The sequence below is a fragment of the Rhodococcus sp. OS5 genome, from assembly GCF_056837585.1.
Genome location: NZ_CM166368.1, coordinates 6,365,866 through 6,388,982 on the forward strand (window position 1 = coordinate 6,365,866; position 23,117 = coordinate 6,388,982).

Annotated in this window: 19 protein-coding genes; 13 read left to right on the top strand and 6 right to left on the bottom strand. The window is 63.9% G+C overall.

Annotation, left to right across the window (positions count from 1 at the left end; translation table 11 throughout):
* Window positions 1-51 precede the first annotated feature (51 nt).
* The gene (locus ACVZUB_RS29805) at window positions 52-747 is read right to left on the bottom strand and encodes a TetR/AcrR family transcriptional regulator (RefSeq protein WP_039973071.1); all 696 of its coding nucleotides are present in this window, start codon (window positions 745-747) and stop codon (window positions 52-54) included.
* 134 nt (window positions 748-881) lie between these two features.
* On the opposite strand from ACVZUB_RS29805, the gene ACVZUB_RS29810 reads away from it, so the two are divergent.
* The 4 genes from ACVZUB_RS29810 to ACVZUB_RS29825 are packed head-to-tail and all read left to right on the top strand — an operon-like array spanning window position 882 to window position 5,453.
* The gene (locus ACVZUB_RS29810; protein ID WP_221742457.1) at window positions 882-1,823 is read left to right on the top strand and encodes an NAD-dependent epimerase/dehydratase family protein; all 942 of its coding nucleotides are present in this window, start codon (window positions 882-884) and stop codon (window positions 1,821-1,823) included.
* Between the two features lie 54 nt (window positions 1,824-1,877).
* The gene (locus ACVZUB_RS29815) at window positions 1,878-2,501 is read left to right on the top strand and encodes a TetR/AcrR family transcriptional regulator (RefSeq protein ID WP_341513905.1); all 624 of its coding nucleotides are present in this window, start codon (window positions 1,878-1,880) and stop codon (window positions 2,499-2,501) included.
* Window positions 2,485-4,122: an acyl-CoA dehydrogenase family protein gene (locus ACVZUB_RS29820; protein ID WP_482628049.1), complete on the top strand. Its 1,638-nt coding sequence runs from the start codon at window positions 2,485-2,487 to the stop codon at window positions 4,120-4,122. Before ACVZUB_RS29815 ends, ACVZUB_RS29820 begins: the two co-directional genes overlap by 17 nt.
* Before the next feature lie 23 nt (window positions 4,123-4,145).
* On the top strand, window positions 4,146-5,453 hold the full coding sequence (locus ACVZUB_RS29825; RefSeq protein ID WP_007729119.1) for an MFS transporter: 1,308 nt from the start codon (window positions 4,146-4,148) through the stop codon (window positions 5,451-5,453).
* On the opposite strand, the gene ACVZUB_RS29830 is transcribed toward ACVZUB_RS29825, so the two are convergent.
* Window positions 5,437-6,888, bottom strand: coding sequence for a CCA tRNA nucleotidyltransferase (locus ACVZUB_RS29830; protein WP_003942535.1), 1,452 nt, complete (start codon window positions 6,886-6,888; stop codon window positions 5,437-5,439). The genes ACVZUB_RS29825 and ACVZUB_RS29830 overlap by 17 nt on opposite strands.
* 111 nt (window positions 6,889-6,999) lie before the next feature.
* Here ACVZUB_RS29830 and ACVZUB_RS29835 point away from each other — a divergent pair, with 111 nt between their 5' ends.
* Genes ACVZUB_RS29835 through ACVZUB_RS29855 form a run of 5 tightly spaced genes read left to right on the top strand, consistent with a single transcriptional unit; the run spans window position 7,000 to window position 15,404 of the window.
* The gene (locus ACVZUB_RS29835) at window positions 7,000-7,572 is read left to right on the top strand and encodes an NUDIX hydrolase (RefSeq protein WP_037130264.1); all 573 of its coding nucleotides are present in this window, start codon (window positions 7,000-7,002) and stop codon (window positions 7,570-7,572) included.
* Window positions 7,569-9,923, top strand: a complete 2,355-nt coding sequence (locus tag ACVZUB_RS29840; RefSeq protein ID WP_073513536.1) for a DUF6049 family protein — start codon at window positions 7,569-7,571, stop codon at window positions 9,921-9,923. Before ACVZUB_RS29835 ends, ACVZUB_RS29840 begins: the two co-directional genes overlap by 4 nt.
* Window positions 9,920-13,960, top strand: a complete 4,041-nt coding sequence (locus ACVZUB_RS29845) for a lipid II flippase MurJ (protein WP_075835071.1) — start codon at window positions 9,920-9,922, stop codon at window positions 13,958-13,960. The genes ACVZUB_RS29840 and ACVZUB_RS29845 overlap by 4 nt, the downstream gene beginning before the upstream one ends.
* A 47-nt stretch (window positions 13,961-14,007) precedes the next feature.
* Window positions 14,008-14,634 carry an RNA polymerase sigma factor SigM gene (gene sigM, locus ACVZUB_RS29850; RefSeq protein WP_075835073.1) on the top strand — a complete coding sequence of 209 codons (627 nt, stop codon included), beginning with the start codon at window positions 14,008-14,010 and terminating at the stop codon, window positions 14,632-14,634.
* Window positions 14,635-14,687: 53 nt separating this feature from the next.
* On the top strand, window positions 14,688-15,404 hold the full coding sequence (locus ACVZUB_RS29855) for a hypothetical protein (protein WP_482628050.1): 717 nt from the start codon (window positions 14,688-14,690) through the stop codon (window positions 15,402-15,404).
* Between the two features lie 9 nt (window positions 15,405-15,413).
* Here ACVZUB_RS29855 and ACVZUB_RS29860 read toward each other — a convergent pair whose 3' ends face one another.
* Window positions 15,414-15,980 carry a helix-turn-helix domain-containing protein gene (locus tag ACVZUB_RS29860; RefSeq protein WP_042920755.1) on the bottom strand — a complete coding sequence of 189 codons (567 nt, stop codon included), beginning with the start codon at window positions 15,978-15,980 and terminating at the stop codon, window positions 15,414-15,416.
* A gap of 98 nt (window positions 15,981-16,078) precedes the next feature.
* Between ACVZUB_RS29860 and nox the strand changes: the two genes are divergently transcribed.
* From nox to ACVZUB_RS29880, 4 genes are all read left to right on the top strand, one after another.
* Window positions 16,079-17,290, top strand: a complete 1,212-nt coding sequence (gene nox, locus ACVZUB_RS29865) for a 4,4'-dithiodibutanoate disulfide reductase (RefSeq protein WP_064075696.1) — start codon at window positions 16,079-16,081, stop codon at window positions 17,288-17,290.
* Between the two features lie 131 nt (window positions 17,291-17,421).
* The gene (gene trxB / locus ACVZUB_RS29870) at window positions 17,422-18,429 is read left to right on the top strand and encodes a thioredoxin-disulfide reductase (protein ID WP_003942521.1); all 1,008 of its coding nucleotides are present in this window, start codon (window positions 17,422-17,424) and stop codon (window positions 18,427-18,429) included.
* Between the two features lie 38 nt (window positions 18,430-18,467).
* Complete coding sequence (gene trxA, locus ACVZUB_RS29875) at window positions 18,468-18,791, top strand: thioredoxin (RefSeq protein ID WP_003942530.1); 324 nt, start codon at window positions 18,468-18,470, stop codon at window positions 18,789-18,791.
* Between the two features lie 128 nt (window positions 18,792-18,919).
* Entirely contained in the window at window positions 18,920-20,110 is a 1,191-nt protein-coding gene (locus tag ACVZUB_RS29880) for an N-acetylmuramoyl-L-alanine amidase (protein ID WP_003942558.1), read from the top strand.
* 20 nt (window positions 20,111-20,130) lie between these two features.
* Here the strand turns inward: ACVZUB_RS29880 and ACVZUB_RS29885 are convergent, their stop codons facing one another.
* From ACVZUB_RS29885 to ACVZUB_RS29895, 3 genes are all read right to left on the bottom strand, one after another.
* Entirely contained in the window at window positions 20,131-20,814 is a 684-nt protein-coding gene (locus ACVZUB_RS29885; RefSeq protein WP_003942495.1) for a hypothetical protein, read from the bottom strand.
* 255 nt (window positions 20,815-21,069) lie between these two features.
* Window positions 21,070-22,110 (bottom strand): ParB/RepB/Spo0J family partition protein, encoded by a 1,041-nt coding sequence (locus ACVZUB_RS29890; RefSeq protein WP_054188731.1) that lies wholly within the window; start codon window positions 22,108-22,110, stop codon window positions 21,070-21,072.
* Between the two features lies 1 nt (window position 22,111).
* Window positions 22,112-23,113 carry a ParA family protein gene (locus ACVZUB_RS29895; protein ID WP_003942510.1) on the bottom strand — a complete coding sequence of 334 codons (1,002 nt, stop codon included), beginning with the start codon at window positions 23,111-23,113 and terminating at the stop codon, window positions 22,112-22,114.
* Between the last annotated feature and the right edge of the window lie 4 nt (window positions 23,114-23,117).

A 23,117-nucleotide genomic window follows, 5' to 3' on the forward strand; every position in this document is an offset into this window, starting at 1 on the left:
GGACATCATCTCACCGACAACTGCGCGCGGAGGAACGAGACACAAGCGTGTTCAGGTCAGACCCGCCACATCGGCAAGTAGTGCCAAATGCCGCTCGAAAATCTCGCTCGCGTCGGTGAACGTATCGCTTCCGTACTGCCCGAACACCTCGAAGTTCACCGAACCGAACAGCGATACCCAGACGAGAGTTGCGCGCACCGCGGCATCCGGCGGCAGGTCGGTACCCAGTTCAATCCGCACTCCCTCGAGGTCCGCTGCCAACGTGTCACTCAGGCCCGGACCCTCTCGCACCGTCAGTGAACCCGCGCGATGGGCGGCGTCGATGATCCCGATCAGCCGGGTTACGACGAGGGTGCCGGGGCCGGTGGTCTGCTCGCCCGGAGCGTCGTAGCCGGGGACGGGGCTGCCGAACAACAGACCGTAGCGGGCCGGCTCCCGGATCGCCCAGCTGCGAACGGCGCGCCCGAGAGCAATGAACTGTCCGCGAAAATCCTCTGCTGCAACGGCATTCACGGCGGCGTCCACTTCCGCGCCCAGTTCCGTGTACCCGTCGACCACCAGCAAGGTCAGCAGTTCGTCCCGACTGGCGACATAGCGGTATACCGCTGAGGACACGACTCCCAGGTCACGCGCGACGGCCCGCAGAGACAAAGCGGCAGCGCCGACGGCAGCAAGATGCTCGCGTCCGATACGGGTGATGTCCTGCAGCGTCTGTTCGCGCGCCCGCTCACGGGGAGTTCCAACCATGAGTCCATCTTGCCCCATTCCCGAGAGCAGCATCAACAAAAGAGAGCACTGCTCTTGACAGCGTTCGGGTGCAGGTGCATTCTTGAAAACGAGAGCAGTGCTCTCAGTTCACTCGAAACAAGAAGGAGCACACCATGTCGAACCTCGAAATCGTCACCGGAGCAGGACCCGTCGGATCCGCCGTCGCACTACAGCTCGCCGAGCAGGGAATCAACGTCCGCATCCTGACCAGGTCCGGCAGCGGGCCCGAGCACCCGCTGATCGACCGCCGACGCGTCGACGTCTCGGATGCCGAGGCCCTGCGCTCGGTCAGCGAGGGCGCCACGGCCATCTACCACTGCATCCACGCCGCCTACAACGCAGCCGATTGGGAGCGGGAACTCCCGGCGGCCGAGAAGGTTGTGCTCGACGCAGCCGCATCCATCGGAGCCGTCGTGGTCTTCCCCGAAAGCCTCTACGCCTACAACTCCGACACCCTGATGACCGAATCCGATCCACGCAACGCCACCGGCGGCAAGCGCGGAGTGCGCACCGCGCTGCTGCGTGCTCGCGAGGCCTCTGCAACACCCACCGTCAGCGTCGTGGCCTCGGACTTCTTCGGTCCCCGCGTCCGCACTGCCCACGCCGGCGAGCGCATGGTTCCGAAAGTCATGGCAGGTAAGAAGATTCGTGTCATCGGTTCCGCAGATCAGCCGCACTCCTTCACCTACATCCCCGATCTCGCAGCAGCGATGATCGCCGCAGCCCACAACCCAGAGCTTTGGAACTCCGTCCTCCACGCGCCCACCGGCCCCGCGCTCACGCAACGCAAGATCGCCGAGGCCTTCGCCCGAGCCGCCGGGGCATCCCCCGCCAAGGTGGGTGTACTGCCCGCATGGGTGCTCGACGCCGTCGGCAAGATCAACACCGACAGCCGCGAACTCGCTGAGATGAACTACCAGTTCACCAAGCCGTTTGTCATGGACTCGAGTGCCAGCGAAGTGCTGCTCGGACTCTCGCCGACGCCGCTCGATCAGGCCGCCGAAGCGACCGTCGCGTGGTGGCGCGAGGAACAGGCTCGCGCCGCTGCTGCCTGAACCTGCAGGTGGGGGCTCTTGACGCAAGAACGGAACGGGTGTTCACTTCTTCACATGGCCTATCGCCGCACTCCGGCAGTACAGGAAAGATTGGACGCCCAACGCGCCCGACTGCTCGAGGCCGCCACGACGGCAGTGGCAACTCACGGCTATGCGGGATGTTCCATCGCCGCGGTGGCCAAGAACGCCGGCGTCGGCACCGGGACGCTGTATCGACATTTCGACGGCAAGGGCGAATTGTTCGCCGAAGTGTTCCAATCAGTCTGCAGCCGTGAGGTATCCGCAGCTCGGGACGCCGGAGACAGCGCCCGACATCTGGAAGGCAACCACCGCTCCGCTGTATCAGCGTCGGTTCGGACCTTCGCCGAACGTGCCATGCGCGCACCGGTTCTCGCCTATGCACTGCTGGTGGAAGCGGTAGATCCTCTCGTCGACGAACAGCGTCTCATGTTTCGCGAATCGTTCCGAGACTGCTTGGCCACCGCAATTCGCTCGGCAGTCGACACCGGTGAGATACCGCCACAGGACGCCACTCTGACGGCAGCGTGCATCGTCGGGGCAATCGGCGAGGCCCTGATCCTTCCACTGCGCGGCGGCACCACCGATCCCGCTGCGATCGACGCCATTCTCGCCTTCACCCTTCGATCGTTAGGGAGCTTCGATGACACCCACGCATGAAGTCACCAATCAGGTTCCGCCCCTGATCGATTACGACGCAGCCGAATACGCGCCGCTTCTCGAGGCACTGCAACGTGAAGGAGCTTCGGACGCACTCGAGGAGGTTCATCAGGTTGGAATCCGCGCCGGAAGCGCGCAGGCCCAGGAGTGGGGCGATCTGGCCGAGGAGCACCCACCCGTCCTGAGAACCCACGACCGCTACGGCAACCGTATCGACGAGGTCCGCTACGACCCCGCCTATCACCAACTCATGAGCACCGCAGTGGAATTGGGACTGCACGGCGCTCCGTGGGTTGACCCGAATCCACACGCACACCTCGTCCGCGCCGCGAAGATGGCCGTGTGGGGTCAAACCGACGCCGGTCACGGCTGTCCCATCTCCATGACGTACGCCGTGATCCCCGCGCTGCGGCACAACGCGGATCTGGCCGCGCAGTACGAACCCCTCCTGACCACGCGGCACTACGATTCGGCGCTGAAAGCTCCCCTCACCAAACCCGGATTGATCGCCGGTATGTCGATGACGGAAAAACAGGGCGGTTCGGATGTTCGTGCCGGAACCACAAGGGCAGTGCCACAATCCGACGGCAGCTACCTGCTGACGGGCCACAAGTGGTTCACCTCCGCGCCGATGTCGGACGTGTTCCTCGTCCTCGCCCAGGCACCGGGTGGTCTGTCGTGCTTCTTCCTGCCTCGGGTCCTGCCGGACGGCTCGCTCAACAACATGTACCTGCAACGCTTGAAGGACAAGTTGGGCAATCATTCCAACGCGAGTAGTGAGGTCGAGTACCGCGACGCTCTCGCATGGATGGTCGGCGAGGAAGGCCGGGGCGTGCGCACCATCATCGAGATGGTCAACATGACCCGGTTGGACTGCACGATCGGCACGGCCACCGGCATGCGCGTCGGCACCAAGCAGGCAGTTCACCACGCGACGCATCGAAGTGCTTTCGGCGCCAACCTGATCGACCAACCCTTGATGCGAAACGTTCTGGCAGATCTGGCGGTGGAATCGGAAGCGTCGACCACCGTCGCGATGTGGCTGGCCGCTCTGACCGACCGCGCAACCGCAGGCGATGCCCACGCCAGCGCACTACGACGCATTTCGTTGGCCGTGAGTAAGTACTTCGTCTGCAAGCGCGGACCGATCCACGCTGCCGAGGCACTCGAGTGTCTGGGCGGAAACGGATACGTGGAGGAATCCCGGATGCCGCGCCTCTATCGCGAGGCTCCGCTGCTTTCGGTGTGGGAGGGTTCCGGCAACGTCGCGGCGCTCGACACACTGCGGGCGATGGCCAAGCAACCCGAAACACTGCAGGTGTTCTTCGACGAGCTGAAACGAGCCAGTGGAGTGGACGGCCACTTCGATCAGGCCGTGCGGGATCTCCAGGCGGCTTTCGGCGATTTCGACGACATCGAATACCGGGCACGAAAGATCGTCGGCGACATGGCGCTCGCGCTGCAGGCCTCGCTGTTGCTCCGCTACGGGCACCCCGCGGTGGCCGACGCGTTCTGCGCGAGTCGGCTCGGAAACAGCTGGGGGAGTGTGTTCGGAACGCTGCCGAGGGGCGTCGACGTCGCGCCGATCCTCGAGCGGGCCACCGTCAAGATCGGCGCCTGACCCACCCACTACAGTTTCCGCTTATGAACCGAGCCTCGAACCGCCGCGAGGCCTGGCAGCGCGTACTGCACACCCTGCGTGAATCACCCGGCCTCGGAAGGCTGGCGCTCGTCCGCTTTTCCAGCCAGTTCGGTGACGGAATGTTCCAGGCCGCGCTCGGCGGCGCAATCCTCTTCAACCCGGAACGCGAAACCGATCCGGTGGCGATAGCGGCCGGCTTTGCCGTACTGCTCCTTCCTTATTCGGTGATCGGCCCCTTTGCCGGCGCTCTGCTGGATCGTTGGGACCGCCGCCTGGTGCTCCTGTGGGCGAGCGTGCTCCGCGGGCTCTTCATCCTGACCACTGCGGTGCTGCTGGTCGCCGGCGGCGGTGACACTCTGTTGTTGACCTGTGCGCTTGCTGCAATCGGAGTCAGTCGCTTCGTCGGGGCAGGCGTATCCGCAGCCCTGCCGAAGGTCGTCCGACAATCGTGGCTGGTGGCAACCAATTCCGTTCTCACAACGGCTGGTTCGGTGGTAGCCGCTCTTGGTGCTTCGGCAGCGGTGGCGATCATCGGCATGATCGGCGCGGGGGATCGAGCGTCAGGCGCCGCCGTGGCCATCGCAGCACTGGGATCGGTGATCGCGGCCCTCGCCGCGGCCAGGTTCACCGCCCGCTCACTTGGTCCGGTCGCCGACGAAGTGGTCCGCGCCAGTGCCGTCCGTTCGGTGACGGCCGGACTGCGCACCGGGGCAACCGCTGTCTGGGAGGCGCCCGGCGTCACCACGGCGATGATCGGAATCGGAGCGCACCGCATCTGCTTCGGCATCAACACCCTCATCATGGTGCTGGTCCTGCGCGACACCTCGAACGGCTCCCAATTGCCTGGAGGGATGGCCGGATTCGGCGTCGCCGTCGGCGCCACGGCAATCGGAATGCTGATCGCGGCATTGATCACACCGTTCCTCATCCCGCGGATCGGTCGCTCACGGACGATCACCTACGCCCTGGTGTGCGCGGTTCTCGTCCAGCTCGTCTTCGTGACCACGCTGACTCAGGGGTCGCTGCTGATCGCCGCTTTCCTGCTCGGCATCGCCGGCCAGTCCGTGAAACTCAGCGGCGACGCGGCCATGCAGATCGACATCGACGACGACCGTCGTGGTCAGGTATTCGCACTGCAGGACACCGTGTTCAACGTCGCGTTCATCGGTGCGATCGCGGCAGCGTCGACGGTGATCGCACCCGACGGCAAGAGCGTCGGCCTGGCCGTTGCCGGTGCGGGTGTCTATGCCGCCGGATTGTCAGCGGTGCTGATCAACCGCAAGAAACGAGAAACTAGCCCTGCTGGGTAGCCCACCACTTCAGCAGTTCGGCCTCGGCCTCGTCACGCTCGAGCGGGCCGCGATCCAGACGTAGTTCCTTGAGGAACGTCCATGCCTTGCCCACCTGCGGGCCGGCCGGGATGTTGAGCAGTTCCATGATGGCGTTGCCGTCGAGGTCCGGACGCACCCGAGCAAGGTCTTCCTGCTCGGCGATGCGCGCGATCCGCTCTTCGATGTCGTCGTACGTGGCCTGTAGCTGCGCGGCGCGACGCTTGTTGCGTGTGGTGCAGTCGGCCCGCACGAGCTTGTGCAAGCGGGGGAGCAGCTCGCCCGCGTCGGTGACGTACCGCCGCACCGCCGAGTCGGTCCACTGTCCCTTGCCGTAGCCGTGAAAACGCAAGTGCAGGAACACGAGCTGTGAGACGTCGTCGACCATCTGCTTCGAGAACTTCAGTGCCCGCATGCGCTTGCGCACCAGCTTGGCACCGACCACCTCGTGGTGGTGGAAGCTGACACCGCCGCCTGGCTCGTTACGCTTGGTATCCGGCTTGCCGATGTCGTGAAGCAGTGCTGCCCAACGCAATACGAGGTCCGGATCGCCTTCTTCGAGATCGATCGCCTGCTGCAGCACCGTGAGGGAGTGCTGGTAGACGTCCTTGTGCTGGTGATGCTCGTCGATCTCGAGCTTCATCTGCGGAACCTCGGGCAGCACGTATGCGGCCAGTCCGGAGTCGACCATCATGTTGATGCCGTCCACCGGGTACATGCCGAGCATCAGTTTGTTCAGCTCGACCTGCACACGCTCAGCGGTGATCCGCTCGATCTGCGACGCCATCTCCTTGATGGCCTCGAAAACGCGATTGTTCAACGTGAAACCAAGCTGCGAGACGAACCGGGCTGCGCGCAGCATCCGCAGCGGATCGTCGTTGAACGAGTTTTCCGGCGCCGACGGCGTATCTAGCTCTCCGGCCAACAGCGCGTCCATGCCGTTCAGCGGATCGACAAATGTGTAGGAACCGTCCGCGCCGATCTTCATCGCCATCGCGTTGACGGTGAAATCGCGGCGCACCAGATCGTCGGCCAACGTCGTGCCGTACTCGACTATCGGATTACGAGAGACGCGATCGTAAGCGTCGGCCCGGAAGGTCGTGATCTCGATCTCCTGGCCGTGCTTGATGGCGCTGATGGTCCCGAACTCGATGCCGGTGTCCCACTGCTTGTCCACCCAGCCCTTGAGCAGAGCCTGAACCTTCTCCGGCCTGGCGTCCGTCGTGAAGTCCAGATCGCCACTGAAGCGGCCGAGGATCGCGTCGCGAACACTGCCACCCACCAGGAACAGCTCGTGACCGGCCGCAGCAAAACGCTCACCGAGCGGGTTCAACACGTCGGACAACGTACCGAGCGTTGCAGTGGCGTCGGCAAGCAGTCGTAGGCGGCGATCAGCGTCGGAGGTAGGGACAGTCACGTGAAAGGAGCTTACTTAAGGTGCGCAAATAGCAGAACGCGCATACGAACGCGATAGACCGCTTTGCGCGGGTTACCGGGCAACGCTGCAACGCCAACTAGTATCGATGAGGTGTCTGGTGCCGAACGAACAAACAGGAGTCGCCGCAACCCGCGGCGTCGACCTGCCGTCGGCAACCCCGATAAACCTTTGATGCGAACCGTCCGTGAAACTTCTGCGGGCGGCTTGGTCGTCGACGGCTGGGGCGGACCTCCCGAACGCCTCTGCGCTGCACTGATCGGCCGAACCGACCGCCGCGGACGCCTGCTCTGGTCGCTACCGAAGGGCCATATCGAACAAGGTGAGACCGCTGAGCAGACCGCGATGCGTGAGGTCGAAGAAGAAACCGGTATCCAGGGAACCGTCCTGGCACCGCTGGGCAGCATCGACTACTGGTTCGTGACCGAAGGTCGACGCGTCCACAAGACCGTGCACCACTATCTCCTCCGCTTTCTCGGCGGTGAACTCTCCGACGAGGACATCGAGGTCACCGAAGTCGCTTGGGTGCCGCTGACGGAACTGCACAAGCGACTCGCATACGCCGACGAGCGCAAGCTGGCCGAACTTGCATCGCAGATGATCGCCGAAATGCCGCGACCTGAGATTCTGCGAACACAGCACCCGAAGGAACCGGACGCCGGATGAGAATGGCTCTGCGGCGGGCCGGTGTGGCCGCTCTGGTGATGGCCGCTGTCGGTTTCGGGCCTGCAACGACGGCCGTCGCAGGTGCAGCGCCGTCCAGCCAGCCCAGTGAGCGCGCCCCGGCGCGAAACACCAACGATGCCAAATTTCTGCAGCTGACCATCGACTCCACCGCACCGACCACGGTGACGACCACCAGCGACCGCAACGTCGTGGTCAAGGGGACGGTGAAGAACGTCGGTGACCGTCCCGTCGAGGACGTCGGAGTGAGGCTGCAACGCGCTCCCGCGATCGACTCCAGTTCGGACGTGCGCGCAGCACTCGACTTCGACCAGGCCGTTTTCGACACGGTCGGCGAATTCGACACCGTTGCCACCACCCTCGACACCGGCCAGTCCAAGCAGTTCACGCTCACCTTGCCGTTGCGGAGCACTACCGGGTTGTCTCTCGACATCACCGAACCGGGCGTCTACCCGATGCTCGTCAACGTGAACGGCACCCCGGAGTACGGCGGTGCCGCCCGACTCGACGACGCACGCTTCCTGCTCCCCGTCCTCGGTGTGCCGGCCGCAGCCGAATCGAACGCCACATCCGGAACACCTAGTTCGTCCGCCACGGCCGTCGTTCCCCCCGACACGTCCGCCCCGATCGGCGTCACGCTCATGTGGCCGCTGGCCGACGCGCCACGACTCGTCGGCGGAATCCCCGGCGCGGTCAACGAGCCCGTACGCCTGATCGACGACGAACTTGCCACCGAACTTTCCGACGGCGGCCGTCTGGACGCGTTGGTCGATGCGGTGGAGAACGCCACCAAGCCCGAGAGCGATACCGATCGCCGCGTCACGGATGCGCTCTGCCTGGCAATCGACCCCGACCTTCTGATCACCGTCGAGAACATGACTCGCGGATACCTCGTGGCCGACAACTCGTCCGACCCCACCGGGCCGTCGCACGAAGGCCGCGGCAGCGACGCCGCCAACCAGTGGCTCGGCCGGGTGAAGACCCTCGCGTCCTCGATGTGCACGACGGCGGTTCCGTTCGCCCAGGCCGATCTCGCCGCGGTCACCTCGGTGGCCAATCCGGAGTTGACGGCTACCGCGCTCACACGGCCGGCGGACATCGTCGACAACATCCTCGGCGTGACCTCACTGCGAGATTTCGTCTGGCCGGATTCGGGTGTCCTCGACTCGGCCACCGCAGAGGTGCTGAGCGTGAATCCCACCACAGCGATGGTGGCTGACACTTCCGTCGACTCGGCAGCTCCGCAGCTGTCGTCGCGGATAACCGGCTCACTCGACGCGCTTGCCTTCGACACCTCGGCGGCAGCGGCGCTGGCCGCCACCGGCTCGGAGCCGCAGGTCCCGTCGTACATCCCCGACGACACCGCGCCGACCATCGACATCGAATCGCGCAGCGCCCGGCGTCAGGACGCGCTGGGGGCGATGGCCTGGGCCGCGCTGACGCCGACGTCGCTGCCGCGCAATCAGATCTTCGCGCCGCCGCAACTGTGGACCGCCGACAGCAACGACGCCACGGCGGTGCTCTCGATGCTCGCGACCCTCATCCGGTCCGGGCTCGCCTCACCTCAGGCCCTGCCGGCACTGCTCGGCAGGCAACCGGGTGCGACGGACGCCGCCACTCTCGACTACCCGGACCGGGCTACCCAGGACGGTCCGCAAACGTCCGTCGTCGAGACCGCAACCACCCAACTTCCGCGTATCGACGGGCTCGAAGCTTCGCTCGTGGACGATCCGGCGGCTTCGCTCACCCCCCGGGGATTCACGGCGCCGCTCCGCGAAGATCTGCTCCGTTCGATGACCTTGGCCGATCGCCGCAACGTCGACTCCGCGTCGGTCAATCGGGCGGAGCGCGCTGCGACCATCCGCGCCGACAACGTCACCGAAGCCGTCGACGGGATGTACCGGGCCGTCAGTGTGGTGTCTCCGGGCGGCGTCTACACCCTCGCGTCGGGGCAGAGTCCGCTCCTGCTGGTGGCGCGCAACGAGCTGCCCATCGCCATCAACGTCGACCTGCGTGTGGAAGCCCCACCCGAGATGCAGATCAGTGACATCGGTCCCAAACAGCTTCCGCCGCGAGGTAGCCGACAGTTGACTGTGCCCGCGGAAATGAACGATTCTCGCAAGCTGGAAGTCAACTTCTCGCTGACCACGACAGATGGCCGCCAATTGGGTACGCCGACCAGCGTGACCGTACGGTCGAATGCGTACGGTCGTCCCCTGGCCGCCGTGACGGCGACAGCGGGAGGGTTGCTGCTGTTCCTGGCAGGGCGACGGCTGTGGCATCGATTCAAGGGTCAGCCGGACCCAGCAGATGAAGGGTACGAACGCTCATGACCGGGAATCCACCCGAGGAGGGTCGCCGCTCGGCGATCACCCGCAAGAGTGCCACGACCCGTTCGCATCCTCGGATGCCACCGTGGGAGCGCGGTTACCCGATCCAGCCGGTCAACCCGGACGCACGTTTCGACGACGCACCCACCATGACCATCCCGGTGATCCGCGACTACCCCCGGTACCGCGAAGCCGAGATGGAATTCGCCGACCGGCAGACGACCACGTCGGACGAGTTCGACACCGACGCCCATGTCCAGGTCGGGGAACGCAAGGAGACGAACTCTCGACTCCTCGCGGCAACGGGTTCCATCGCGATCGCGACGCTGACTAGCCGCATCACGGGATTCGCCAAGCAGTTGATGATCCTGATGGTCCTCGGTCCGGCCATCGCCAGCTCGTTCACCGTCGCCAGCCAGATTCCGAACATGATCGCGGAGCTCGTCTTGGGCGCCGTTCTGACCGCGATCGTCGTCCCCGTGCTGGTCCGCGCCGAGCGGGAGGACGCCGATCACGGCGAAGCGTTTGTCCGACGCCTCTTCACGGCGTCGCTCGTCCTACTGGGCATGGCCGCGCTGCTCGCGACCCTGGCAGCACCCGTACTCACCAAATACGTCTTCCTGTCCGAAGACGGCAAGGTCAGCACCGACCTGACCACGGCGCTGTCGTATCTACTTCTGCCGGCGATCCTGTTCTACGGGCTGTCGGCACTGTTCACAGCGTTTCTGAACACCAGGCAGATCTTCAAGCCCGGAGCCTGGGCTCCCGTACTCAACAACGTCGTCGTCCTCGTGGTGCTCGTGATCTACCGCCTGACTCCGGGCGAGATCTCGCTTGATCCGGTCTCGATGGGCGATGCAAAGCTGCTCACCCTCGGCATCGGCATCACCATCGGCGTCATCGTGCAGGCAGCCAGCCTGATCCCCGCGCTTCGCCGCGAGAAGATCTCGCTCAAGCCGCTGTGGGGTCTCGACGACCGCCTGCGCCAGTTCGGCGGCATGGCCGTCGCCATCGTCTTGTACGTCCTGATCAGCCAGATGGGCATGATCTTCGCGACCAAGATCTCCTCCCACGCCGACGAAGCCGGCCCTGCCATCTACAGCCAGGCCTGGTTGCTCCTGCAGCTCCCGTACGGCGTGCTCGGAGTGACGGTTCTGACGGCGATCATGCCGCGCCTGAGCCGCAACGCTGCTGCCGACGACACCCCGGCCGTCGTGGACGATCTGTCGGTCGCAACGCGTCTGACCATGATCACGCTGGTTCCGATCATCATGTTCCTGACCTTCATGGGCCCGCAGGTCGGTGAAGCGCTCTACGGTTACGGCCGCTTCGGACCCGAACAGGCCGAACGACTCGGCACCGCTGTGAGCTGGTCGGCATTCACGTTGATTCCGTACGCACTGGTCCTGATCCAACTTCGAGTGTTCTACGCCCGCGAACAGGCCTGGACGCCGACGTGGATCGTTCTCGGCATCACTGCAGTGAAAATCGCTTTCTCGGCGCTCGCTCCGGTCTTCGCATCCAACAGCGATCAGGTCGTGATCCTGCTCGGTGCGGCCAACGGTCTCGGATACATCACCGGCGCCGTCATCGGCGGGTACCTCCTGCACCGCAGCCTCGGAAACCTGCAGATGTCCAACGTGGGCAAGACAGTCTGGTCCGTCGTACTCGCCTCGCTGGCCGGGTCGTTGACCATGCTCGCGGTCGACCGGGTCCTCGGATTCGATCAACTCACCGAGCGTTTCGGCGGACCTGGCTCGATGGTTCGCGTCGCCGTCGGCGGCATCCTGATGCTCGCGATCACCTTCACGATTCTCTACTTCAAGAAGGTTCCGGAAGTCCTGTCGGTAACGGTTGCGGTCTCCCGCAAGATTCGTTCACTGACAGGTCGCGCCGAACCGGACACACGTAACAACACCGACGACGACGTCACCGAGCTGATTCCTGCAATCAGAACGGAATCAAACGAGCAAGAACGACCGGGTGCGCTCCCGTACCCTGGTCGTGGGCGTACAGGATCGCAACCCGCGCGTATTCGGGGACGGGCTATCGATGGAGAAGGAGCGAGGGTGAGCGACGACAACGTTTCCGGCAACAAGAGTGCCGGGACTTCTGCCGTGAAAGCGTCCGAACAGAAGTCAACGGCATCGTCGGGCACACCTGCATCCACGAGTTCCTCCGCATCTGCCGGCCAGAAGCCACAGCAGGGTCAGAAGCCACAGCAGGGTCAGAAGTCACAGCAGCCCGCACAGCGACCGCAGCAGGGCCAAAGCCCGCAGGGTCAGAAGCCGCAGCCGCCGGTGCAGAAGGCCGCTCCGCCGGTACCTCCGGTCAGTGTGTCCAAGACACCTTCGGCGCCCGTGTCGAAGACACCTTCAGCACCTGTCTCGAAGACACCCGCGCCGAAGACGCCTGCTCCGGACAAGAAGGCACCCGAATCTCAGAAGACGGCTGCCGCTCAGACACCACCGCCCGCTGCACCTCGCACACCTTCCGCCGGATCCGCATCACGACCGGCCCAGCGACCGATGCCACGTGGACCCAAGCTCATCCCGGGCGCATCTGTCGCCGGCGGACGCTACCGTCTGCTCGCGCCGCACGGCGGAACCCGCGGACTGCAGTTCTGGGAAGCTCTCGACGTCAAGCTCGACCGTGAAGTAGCCCTGACGTTCGTCGACGCCGATCAGCGCGGTGATGACGACAGCCAGTCCGGACCGCAGGCAGTTCTCTCACGCACTCTGCGCCTGGGACGAATCAACTCGCCCGGTCTGGCTCGCGTCCTCGACGTCGTCCGCGGAAGCTCGGGCGGCATCGTCGTCGCCGAATGGACTCCCGGCCGCTCGCTGCGTGAGATGGCCGAGACGACGCCGTCGCCGATCGGTGCAGCCCGCGCCATCCGCGCCCTCGCGGCGGCTGCCGAAGCTGCTCACCGCACCGGCGGTGCGCTGTCCATCGATCACCCGGACCGCGTTCGCATCAGCATCAACGGTGACGCCGTACTGGCGTTCCCGGCGACGCTTGCCGACGCCGATTCCACCAGCGACGTCCGCGGTCTCGGCGCCATGCTGTACTCGCTCATCACGGCGCGCTGGCCGCTCGCCGATCCGTCCGCCGGTCCCGTCGGTGGTTTGCTTCCCGCCGGCCGCGGCGCCGACGGGAACATCGTCGAGCCTCGGGTCGTCCGTCCGGAGGTTCCGTTCGACATCTCGGCCGTTGCGGTTCGAGCGTTGCAGTCGGAGAGTGGAATCCGCACTGCTGCCACCGTGCAGCACATCCTCGATCAGGCATCCGTCGTGAACGACAAGACGGAAATGATTCCGGCACTTCGTCTCGGCCACCGCGAACAGGGAGCGTCCGGTCATGCACTGAACGACCCCGAAGCCATCGAGGCCGAGAAGAAGAAGTCGACGCGGATGCTCGCGGCACTGACGGCACTCGGCGTCTTCACCGTGATCGTCCTGATTCTCCTTGTGGTGTGGGTAGCGAGCTTCCTCTCGGGTGGTAGTAACGACACCCCTCTCAGCGAGCAGAGTTTCGGATTGACCACCGAAGCCACTGCGCCCGAGAACAATTCACCCGCGCCCGCACCGGCGGCGGCAACCGTGCCGGTAGCTGCCTCGGCCGTAACGGTGTTCTCACCCCAGGGCACGCCGGATCAACCGGCAACGGCCAAGAACGCCATCGACGGCAACCCGGCCACTGCGTGGTCGTCGGACTCGTACTTCCAGCCGTTCCCGTCACTGAAGAACGGTGTCGGCCTGATGGTGAGTCTTGCCGATGCCGCCAACCTGAAGAACGTTGCGATCACGTCTGATTCGCCGGGAACCGTCGTTGAAATCCGTTCTGCCCCTTCTGCGAATACTTCACTGGATCAGACCAAGGAAATCGGATCGGGTGTCCTGAAGAACGGTGTGACCGACATTCCAGTCACTTCGGACGGCTCGGGTCAGTATGTCCTGGTTTGGATTACGCAGCTCAGCACCGAATCCGGACAAAACCAGACATCCATCTCGGAGATTGCTTTCACTGCTGCAAAGTGATCGCCCTTGGCCCTTCTGAAACCTACCGACTGGGCTAATATCCGCCCGTGCACAGTTATCGGGGGGGCACCGGGGGCGGAGCCGGAAATTTCGAATCCAGAAGTCTCGAGAACAAGAATCTCGAGGCGACGGATTTCGAATTGTTGACCGCTCATGTCGCGGGCGATCGACACGCGTTCCGTGAACTACTGCTCCGGCATCAGGATCATCTGTGGCACGTTGCCCGGCGAACGAGCTACTCGGACGAGGATGCGGCAGACGCTCTCCAGGAGGGTCTGCTGTCCGCGCACCGCAAGGCCGCGAAGTTCCGCGGCGACGCGGCGGTGCGTAGTTGGCTCCACACCATCGTGGTCAATGCCTGCCTCGACCGGATCCGACGCAACAAATCACGGGCGGCGTTCTCTCTGTCTTCGGAGAACGCGGAGGAACCCCGCGATCACCGCGACTATGCGGCGACAGTGGACATGAGCCTGACCGTCGAACAGGCACTGGCATCGCTGCCGCCTGAGCAGCGTGCTGCCGTCGTCGCCGTCGATGTCGAGGGGTATCCGGTAGCCGAGGCCGCCGAGAGGTTGGGAGTGCCCGTAGGGACCGTGAAGAGTCGCTGCGCCCGCGCGCGCAAGCGTCTCGCCGCCCAGTTGGAGGACTTTCGCGAAGGCGGGAACCATTCGTGAACCGGCCGCGTCCTATCTTGTAAGGGTCCGCACCGACTGCCGAGGGAGGGTTCATGACAGATCCGTCTGTTCGCGTTCCGTCGCCTCCGTTTTCGGAAGACCTACTCGCAGATCTTCACGCCGGGGTTCTCGATTCCGAAACCAGTGCGGCTCTGTGGCCGGTGGTACACGCAGATCCTGACGCCCATGCATTTGTCACCGCCCTTGACGGCGTCACGGCATCACTCGCGACACTGAACTCGCGCGAGGCCTCTCACGAACGGATTCCGAATTCGCTTGCCGAGCGAATCAATTCGGCACTGGATCTACAGGCAGAACAGCTGGAGCCGCCAGCTGAGGCATCTGTCGTGCCGTTCCGGCGGCGCCCACAAGCGTGGGTTCTCGGTGCCGCAGCAGCCGTGTTGGCGGCCTTCGTGATCGTTGTTATCGGAATCCGAGATTCCGAACCTGCCGAAAGTGTTGTCGCTCAACCGAGCACACCGGCGACGCCTGCTGTCGACGATCCGGATTCGGCGTCTCTGCTCTCACTCGTCGGATCCAAAAACCTTGGACCACTGGATGATCCATCCAAACTTGCCGGATGCCTACGCGCCAACGGCATCGACGAGGGCCGGCCTCTACTCGGTTCCGGCGAGATTCGCATCGACGGGGCGCCGGCGATAGTCCTACTCTTCACGGGATCGCAGCCGCGTCAGATCACTGCACTGACTGTCGGCATCAACTGCAGCGATGGGAATCCGAATACGTTGTCGGTCAAGAACATCGGCTGACGTCGACGGTCAGCGCGGCGATGCCGCCGGGAGTAAGAGCTCGAGAATTCTCCCACGCAATGCGTCCGTATCATCCTCGACCGCTATCAGACTCGAAAACATCGCTGCCCCGGCCGCCAATACCAGCACGGCCTTGGCATCGAGCAGTGCCGATTCAGGATCTTCGGCGTTCTGAAGGAACAGTTGCGTACTCGGTCCACTGAACCCGCGCCACAATTCGTTGCGCAGGTCGTCGTGGTCGCGCAGGGCCGCCAGCAATCCTGGCGACGCGGCGCGAACCTCGGGACGGGAGAAGAGCTGAGCACTTCCCTCCACCACCCAACGGATCCAGCCGTCGCGATCGGTGCCCTCGAACGGTGTCAGGTCCGGTGTCGCCCCCAGGATCGACCCGAGAACAAGATGTGCCTTCGACGGCCATCGCCGCGACATCGAGGCTCGGCTGACCCCTGCCCGTGCCGCGATCGCCCGGAGACTGAGTTGATCCCAACCGACCTCGAGGAGCATCGCTCGGGTGACCTCGAGGACTGTGTCGTCGATGCGTGGGTCTCGTGGGCGACCTGATCCTGTGGCATTCATCGTGTCGAATTGTCGGACAGATTGGCAGTAGGCGCTATATCGTCGTAGTTACGAGTCCACTGGCATCGTAAAGATCAGGCCGCCGCAGGAAGTTGAAAATGACCACAGCGCCCACACCGTCGATATTCGAACCCGCACGTCTCGGCCCTCTGACCTTGCGCAACCGCATCGTCAAAGCTGCAACGTTCGAGGGCGTCATGCCCCGGGGAGCGGTCTCGGACGATCTGATCAACTTCCACGCCGAGGTGGCCCGCGGCGGGGCCGCGATGACCACTGTCGCCTATTGCGCCGTCTCACCAGGTGGACGAGTCCACCGCGACACCCTTGTCATGGACGAGCGCGCGCTGCCGGGACTACGCAGACTGACCGACGCCGTCCACGCCGAAGGCGCACTTGCTGCGGCGCAGATCGGCCACGCGGGACTGGTCGCCAACACGCTCTCCAACAAGACGAAGACTCTGGCGCCGTCGACCCGGCTGAGTCCGCCCGCGATGGGCCTCGTCAAGGGCGCGACACTCGCCGAACTCGACGGTGTCGTCTCCGACTTCGAACGGACCGCTCGCGTCGCCGTGGACGCAGGATTCGACGCCATCGAGGTCCATCTCGGCCACAACTACCTCCTCAGTTCGTTCATGAGCCCCAATCTGAACAAGCGCCACGATCGATACGGTGGCAGCGTCGCCAAGCGCGCCGAGTATCCGCGTCGAGTCGTCGAAGCGGTGCGACGGGCCGCTGGATCCAGCGTGGCGGTCACCGCGAAATTCAACATGTCCGATGGGGTGCCGAAAGGTCTGTGGCTCGACCAGAGCCTGCCGATCGCCCAGATCCTCGAAGCCGACGGCCACCTCGACGCGATGCAATTGACCGGTGGCAGTTCACTTCTCAACGGAATGTACTTCTTCCGTGGCGAGGTCCCACTGGCTGAGTTTGTCGCCTCCCAACCCAAACTCGTCGGGTACGGGCTGAAGTTCTACGGTCCCAAACTCTTTCCGACGTACCCGTTCGAGGAGGGCTTCTTCCTGCCCTTCGCCCGTCAGTTCCGACAGGCGCTGAGGATGCCACTGATCCTGCTCGGCGGCATCAACCGCGTCGACACCATCGAGCACGCACTGGATGAAGGATTCGAATTCGTCGCCATGGCGCGTGCGCTCCTCAGGGACCCACAACTGGTCAACAAATTCCGAGCCGAGAGCGTCGACGAGGGGTTGTGTATCCACTGCAACAAGTGCATGCCCACCATCTACACCGGCACGCGCTGTGTGGTTCGGGACGCGCTGGTGGTTCGGGAGGCACCGCGCCCCGCCCAGTGAGTCCCGCGCTGTGAGCCGCCGGCTGTGAGCCACTTTCCAGCGGAGTGCGGGAACAACACCCCTTATCCTGGTGTTGATCGGTACGGCTCTCCAAGAAGCGGAGGGTCTGCACTCACTATTGGAAGGCTCGCATGACCACCCAGCTGGAAAACACGCCCGCGGTCCATGACGTCATCATTGTCGGTTCCGGACCGGCCGGATACACCGCTGGTGTCTACACCGCGCGCGCTGAGCTCCAGCCCCTGCTGTTCGAGGGAACCCAGTTCGGTGGCGCCCTCATGACCACCACCGAGGTCGAGAACTTCCCCGGATTCCGCGAAGGAATCATGGGCCCCGACCTGATGGAACAGATGCGTGAGCAGGCACTTCGCTTCGATACCGACATCCGCACCGAGGACGTCGAAGAGATCGATCTCAGCGGCCCGATCAAGACGGTCGTCGCGAACGGCGAAACGTATGCCGCGCACGCGATCATCCTCGCCATGGGTGCGGCAGCCCGTTACCTCGGTATTCCCGGTGAAGAACGCCTCCTCGGCCGCGGCGTCAGCGCCTGCGCCACCTGCGACGGCTTCTTCTTCCGTGACCAGGACATCGTCGTGGTCGGCGGCGGCGACTCCGCGATGGAAGAGGCAACATTCCTGACCCGCTTCGCTCGCTCGGTCACCCTGGTGCACCGCCGCGAGGAATTCCGCGCCTCACGGATCATGCTCGAGCGCGCCAAGGCCAACGAGAAGATCCGCTTCCTGACCAACGCGGAGCCCGTCGAGGTGCTCGGTGAGAACAGCGTCACCGGGCTCGTCGTTCGTGACACCGTCACGGGTGAGACCTCCACACTCGAGATCACCGGCATGTTCGTCGCCATCGGCCATGACCCGCGCAGTGAGCTCGTCAAGGGCCAGGTCGATCTCGACGACGCCGGATACGTGCGCGTCGCTCCCGGTTCCACCGCGACCTCCGTCGACGGCGTCTTCGCTGCCGGTGACCTGGTCGATCACACGTACCGCCAGGCGATCACCGCTGCCGGCACCGGATGCTCCGCAGCAATCGACGCCGAACGCTGGCTGGCCGACCGCGGCGACATCACCGCCAACACGCTCGACGCAGCCGGCCACACGGTCGACGTCGTCGGCGCTCCCTGATTCATCAAGCTGTCGAACCCAACCCTCGAGGAGTAACAGTGTCGAATACCGTCACCATCACCGACGATTCCTTCAAGCAGGACGTCCTGGGCAGCGACAAGCCCGTTCTGGTCGATTTCTGGGCAACCTGGTGCGGCCCGTGCAAGATGGTCGCCCCGGTACTCGAGGAGATCGCCGGTGAGAACAGCGAGAAGCTGACCGTCGCAAAGCTCGACATCGACGCCAACCCGGCGGCCGCCCGCGATTTCCAGGTCATGTCGATCCCGACGATGATCCTGTTCAAGGACGGCAAGCCGATCAAGACGATCGTCGGCGCCAAGGGCAAGGCCGCACTGCTCAAGGACCTCGCAGACGTTCTCTGACGGCTGGATGAGCATCGTGGATTCTCGCAATCCACAGAATTTCTGAGATAATCGATCGATGTGCCTGATCGGGTCTACGACCAGGCACATCGATCGAATTCGTTAACCGATCCGAGAGGCTTTCACGCATGCACAGACTCCGACACGGCGATCACGGCCCGGCCGTCGCCGAGATTCGGGGCACATTGACGAAGCTGGGATACCTCCATCACGGAACTTCCGGTATTCGACGTGAAAGCGCCGACGGTGCCCACTGGGTTGCACCCGACGCCATCTTCGATCATCAACTCGACAGCGCCGTTCGCGCCTTCCAGCAGCAGCGTGGGCTCCTTGTCGACGGCATCGTGGGCCCGGCCACCTATCGGTCACTTCGCGAGGCCTCGTACCGCCTGGGCGCCCGTACGTTGATTTACCAGCTTTCTGCGCCGCTGTACGGCGACGACGTCGCAGCTCTGCAGGCCAAATTGCAGGACCTCGGCTTCTACGCAGGTCGGGTCGACGGTTTCTTCGGCCCGCAGACCCACGAATCTCTCTCGTCTTTCCAGCGTGAAATCGGGATTGCCGCCGACGGTATCTGCGGACCGCAGACACTCCGTTCGCTGGAACTTCTGGGAACCCGCGTCACCGGTGGTTCCCCACATGCGATCAGCGAAGAGGAACTGGTGCGGCGCAAGGGCCCGCAACTGGGCGGCAAGCGCATCGTCATCGATCCAGGCCTCGGTGGTCCGTCCACCGGCACCATCGTCAACGGCATCTCCGAAGCCGACATCCTGTGGGATCTGGCTATGCGCCTCGAGGGGCGGATGGCAGCAACCGGGATGGAAACCTTCCTCTCCCGCCCGCACAACGCCGATCCGAGCGAGGCCGAGCGCGCGCTGACGTCCAACGCATTCGACGCCGATCTGATGATCTCCCTGCGCTGCGACAGCAACTCGAGCCCGTCGGCGAACGGCGTCGCGAGTTTCCACTTCGGAAATTCGCACGGTTCGGTCTCGATGATCGGGCAGGTGTTGACCGGTTTCGTTCAGCGCGAGATCGTTGCGCGAACTCCGTTGCGGGACTGCAGAACTCACGGTCGAACGTGGGAGTTGTTGCGCCTGACCAACATGCCGACGGTACAGATCGATCTCGGCTACCTGTCCAACGCGTCCGACGTTGCGGTACTGACGAATCCGCGGATGCGTGACACCATCGCCGAAGCCATCTTGATCTCGGTCAAGCGGCTGTACCTACTGGGTCAAGACGATCAGCCGACCGGCACCTTCACCTTCGCCGAGCTTCTCGCAGAAGAACTTTCGGTAGCCGACCGCATTTCGTAGGTCCTGCGGTCGGCACCCGCTCACACTCTGGCGAGTTCGCTGATCTCCACCATTTCGAGAGCTGCGGCCTTCAGTAGACGGTCGAGGGCTTCTTCGACGTCGACTTTCCATTCGTGATCTCGATTGAGTTCGAGACGAAGGCGCGGATAACGATGGTGCGGTGCCACGACCTCGAAACCGTAGTCCTCGAGGAACTCGGCACTGATCATGCATTCCGCGGGTGAACATTCCAGAGCTGCCGTTGCACTGGCCACGTCGGAAGCTGGCCCTAAGTCGCCGCTACGGATACCGAATGCCTCGAGCGCACGAACTCCTCGTCGAACCAGATCTGTCACGACAGCGGCCAGCAGGCTCGGCCCTAGTTCTTCTTCTATGCCCGAAGGCTCGAGGCGAAGGCTTGTGAGAAGCACTGCGTCCGAGCTGACCGGGCTGGTGGGAAATAGTTGCGCGCGCGGGATCATGCGGGGAGGGGCGTACAACGCACTGCCGAGCGGCTTTCCGTCGCGGACGGCGACCTGTCCGCACGAACCCCACTCGAGCATGACCATCGACAGCCAGGCTTCCTTCTCGAATTCCTGATCACAGAATCCTCGGGCGTCGTGAAGCGCGCCCGGGTCCATCTCCCAGAACACGCATCGGCGCGCATGGGCGGAAAGCTGATCGAGGCTGTCGAGTGTGAGAGAGGTGATGACGTGAGTCGACACTGACTAACTCACTCTCCGTAGGTCCCCGAAGCGGTTTCGATGCTCGCCCGCCGCTTTTCTCTTCTCCAGGATAGGCCAGCTACGACAAGTCGGCAGTGGCACGAGAGTTGATCGCCCTAATGTATTGCAGTTCAACATCTTTCGTCCCGGTTCAAGATTTCGAGAAGCTCGGACCACCTAGATTTGTCACAGTGACGAAAATAGGTGGTGTGCCCGGTCATCATGATTACGTCACCAAACGGGCATCCGAGTTCTCTACTTGGATTTCTGTGCTTCCATCATTCCGACGATGCGTTGTAGGTCGTCGACCGAGCCGAATTCGACCACAATCTTTCCCTTCCGCTTGCCCAGACTGACAGTCACCCGAGTGTCGAACGAGTCCGACAACCGCTCGGCCACATCCTGCAGACCCGGCATCACGATGGGCTTGCGCTTCTGTGGGGGAGCGATCTCATTATCCGCCCGGTTGGCCAGAGTGACTGCTTCCTCCGTCGCGCGAACAGACATTCCTTCCGCGACGATGCGCGCCGCCATGACCTCCTGAGCGTCGGCACCCGCCTCGAGGGACAGCAGTGCGCGAGCATGGCCGGCCGAAAGTACACCGGCCGCAACGCGACGCTGAACCGCCACCGGCAGCTTCAGCAGACGAATCATGTTGGTCACGACGGGACGCGAACGTCCGATCCGATTGGCCAATTCTTCGTGGGTGACTTCGAACTCCTCGAGCAGCTGCTGATACGCCGCTGCCTCCTCGAGGGGGTTCAACTGCACTCGATGGATGTTCTCGAGGAGCGCGTCGCGCAGCATCGAGTCGTCATCTGTTTCACGAATGATCGCCGGAATCTTCTCCAGCCCGGCTTCCTGGCTCGCGCGCCAGCGACGCTCACCCATGACAAGTTGGTACTTGTCACCGTGACGACGGACCACGATCGGCTGCATCAAGCCGAACTCGCGGATCGAGTGAACCAACTCCGCGAGTGCTTCCTCGTCGAAAACGCTGCGAGGCTGCTTCGGGTTCGTCTCGATCAGGCTCGGTTCGATCTCGAGATAGACCGCGCCGGTCGGCTCGAGTTCGGTCTCCGGCTCAGCTTCCACCGGAGCCTTCGCAGCCGACGCCTTGGTGGCTTTCGGCGTTTTCGGGGCCGCCTTGGTCGGTGGGGGAGGGGAGGGGTTGCGCTTGTCGACGCCGATTACGACGTCCGCTGCAGCCGATCCCAGACCCGGCGCCGTGGCCGGCCCAGTGGGGATGAGAGCAGCCAAGCCGCGGCCCAATCCACCTTTGCGTGCTTGACTCATCTCACTGCTCCTGGGTCGTCGTGGTGGCAGAGCGGGCGGCAAGTTCACGGCCGGCGTCGAGGTAACTCATGGCGCCACGTGAACCCGGGTCGTAGTCGAGAACTGTCATCCCGTATCCGGGAGCCTCGGACACCTTCACGCTGCGCGGAATCACAGCGCGCAGAACGGCCTCACCGAAGTGCTTGCGTACTTCTTCGGCGACCTGGTCGGCCAGCTTGGTGCGCCCGTCGTACATCGTCAGAAGGACGGTGGAGACATGCAGATCCGGGTTGAGATGAGCCTGGACGAGTTCGATGTTGCGGAGCAACTGACCGACCCCCTCGAGGGCGTAGTACTCGCACTGGATCGGGATCAGAACTTCCTTGGCAGCGACCATCGCGTTGACGGTCAGCAGTCCCAGCGAGGGCGGGCAGTCGATGAGGACGAAGTCGACGTCAAGCTCTGCGAGCACCTTGTCGTTGAGCGCGCCTTTGAGTCGATTCTCGCGGGCAACCATGGAGACCAATTCGATCTCGGCGCCCGCCAGATCGATCGTTGCCGGGATGCAGAGAAGGCGCTCACTGTGCGGGCTGGTCTGGATCGCCTCCGGGGCCTTCACTTCGCCTATGAGCAGCTCGTAGCTCGACGGGGTGCCCGAGGTATGGACGACGCCCAGAGCGGTGCTGGCGTTGCCCTGAGGGTCCAAATCGACCACAAGGACAGTGAGCCCTTGAAGAGCGAGCGCCGACGCAAGGTTCACCGTGGTCGTCGTCTTGCCGACGCCACCCTTCTGGTTCGCGATGGTGATCACGCGGCGGAACGCCGGCTTCGGCAGCGTAACCGAATGGGGATGAAGCACTTGGCTCGCTCGATGCGCGGCCGCCCCGATGGGGGTCTCCTCCGAGGAGATCGCCGCGTAGGGGGCGGTGAAATTGTCGTCGTCGTTGACGATCTGATCCGCACCCGCACTCGTGTGCTGCTTCGGTGTTTCACGTGAAACGGCGGATTCAGATCGACCCGACATTGAC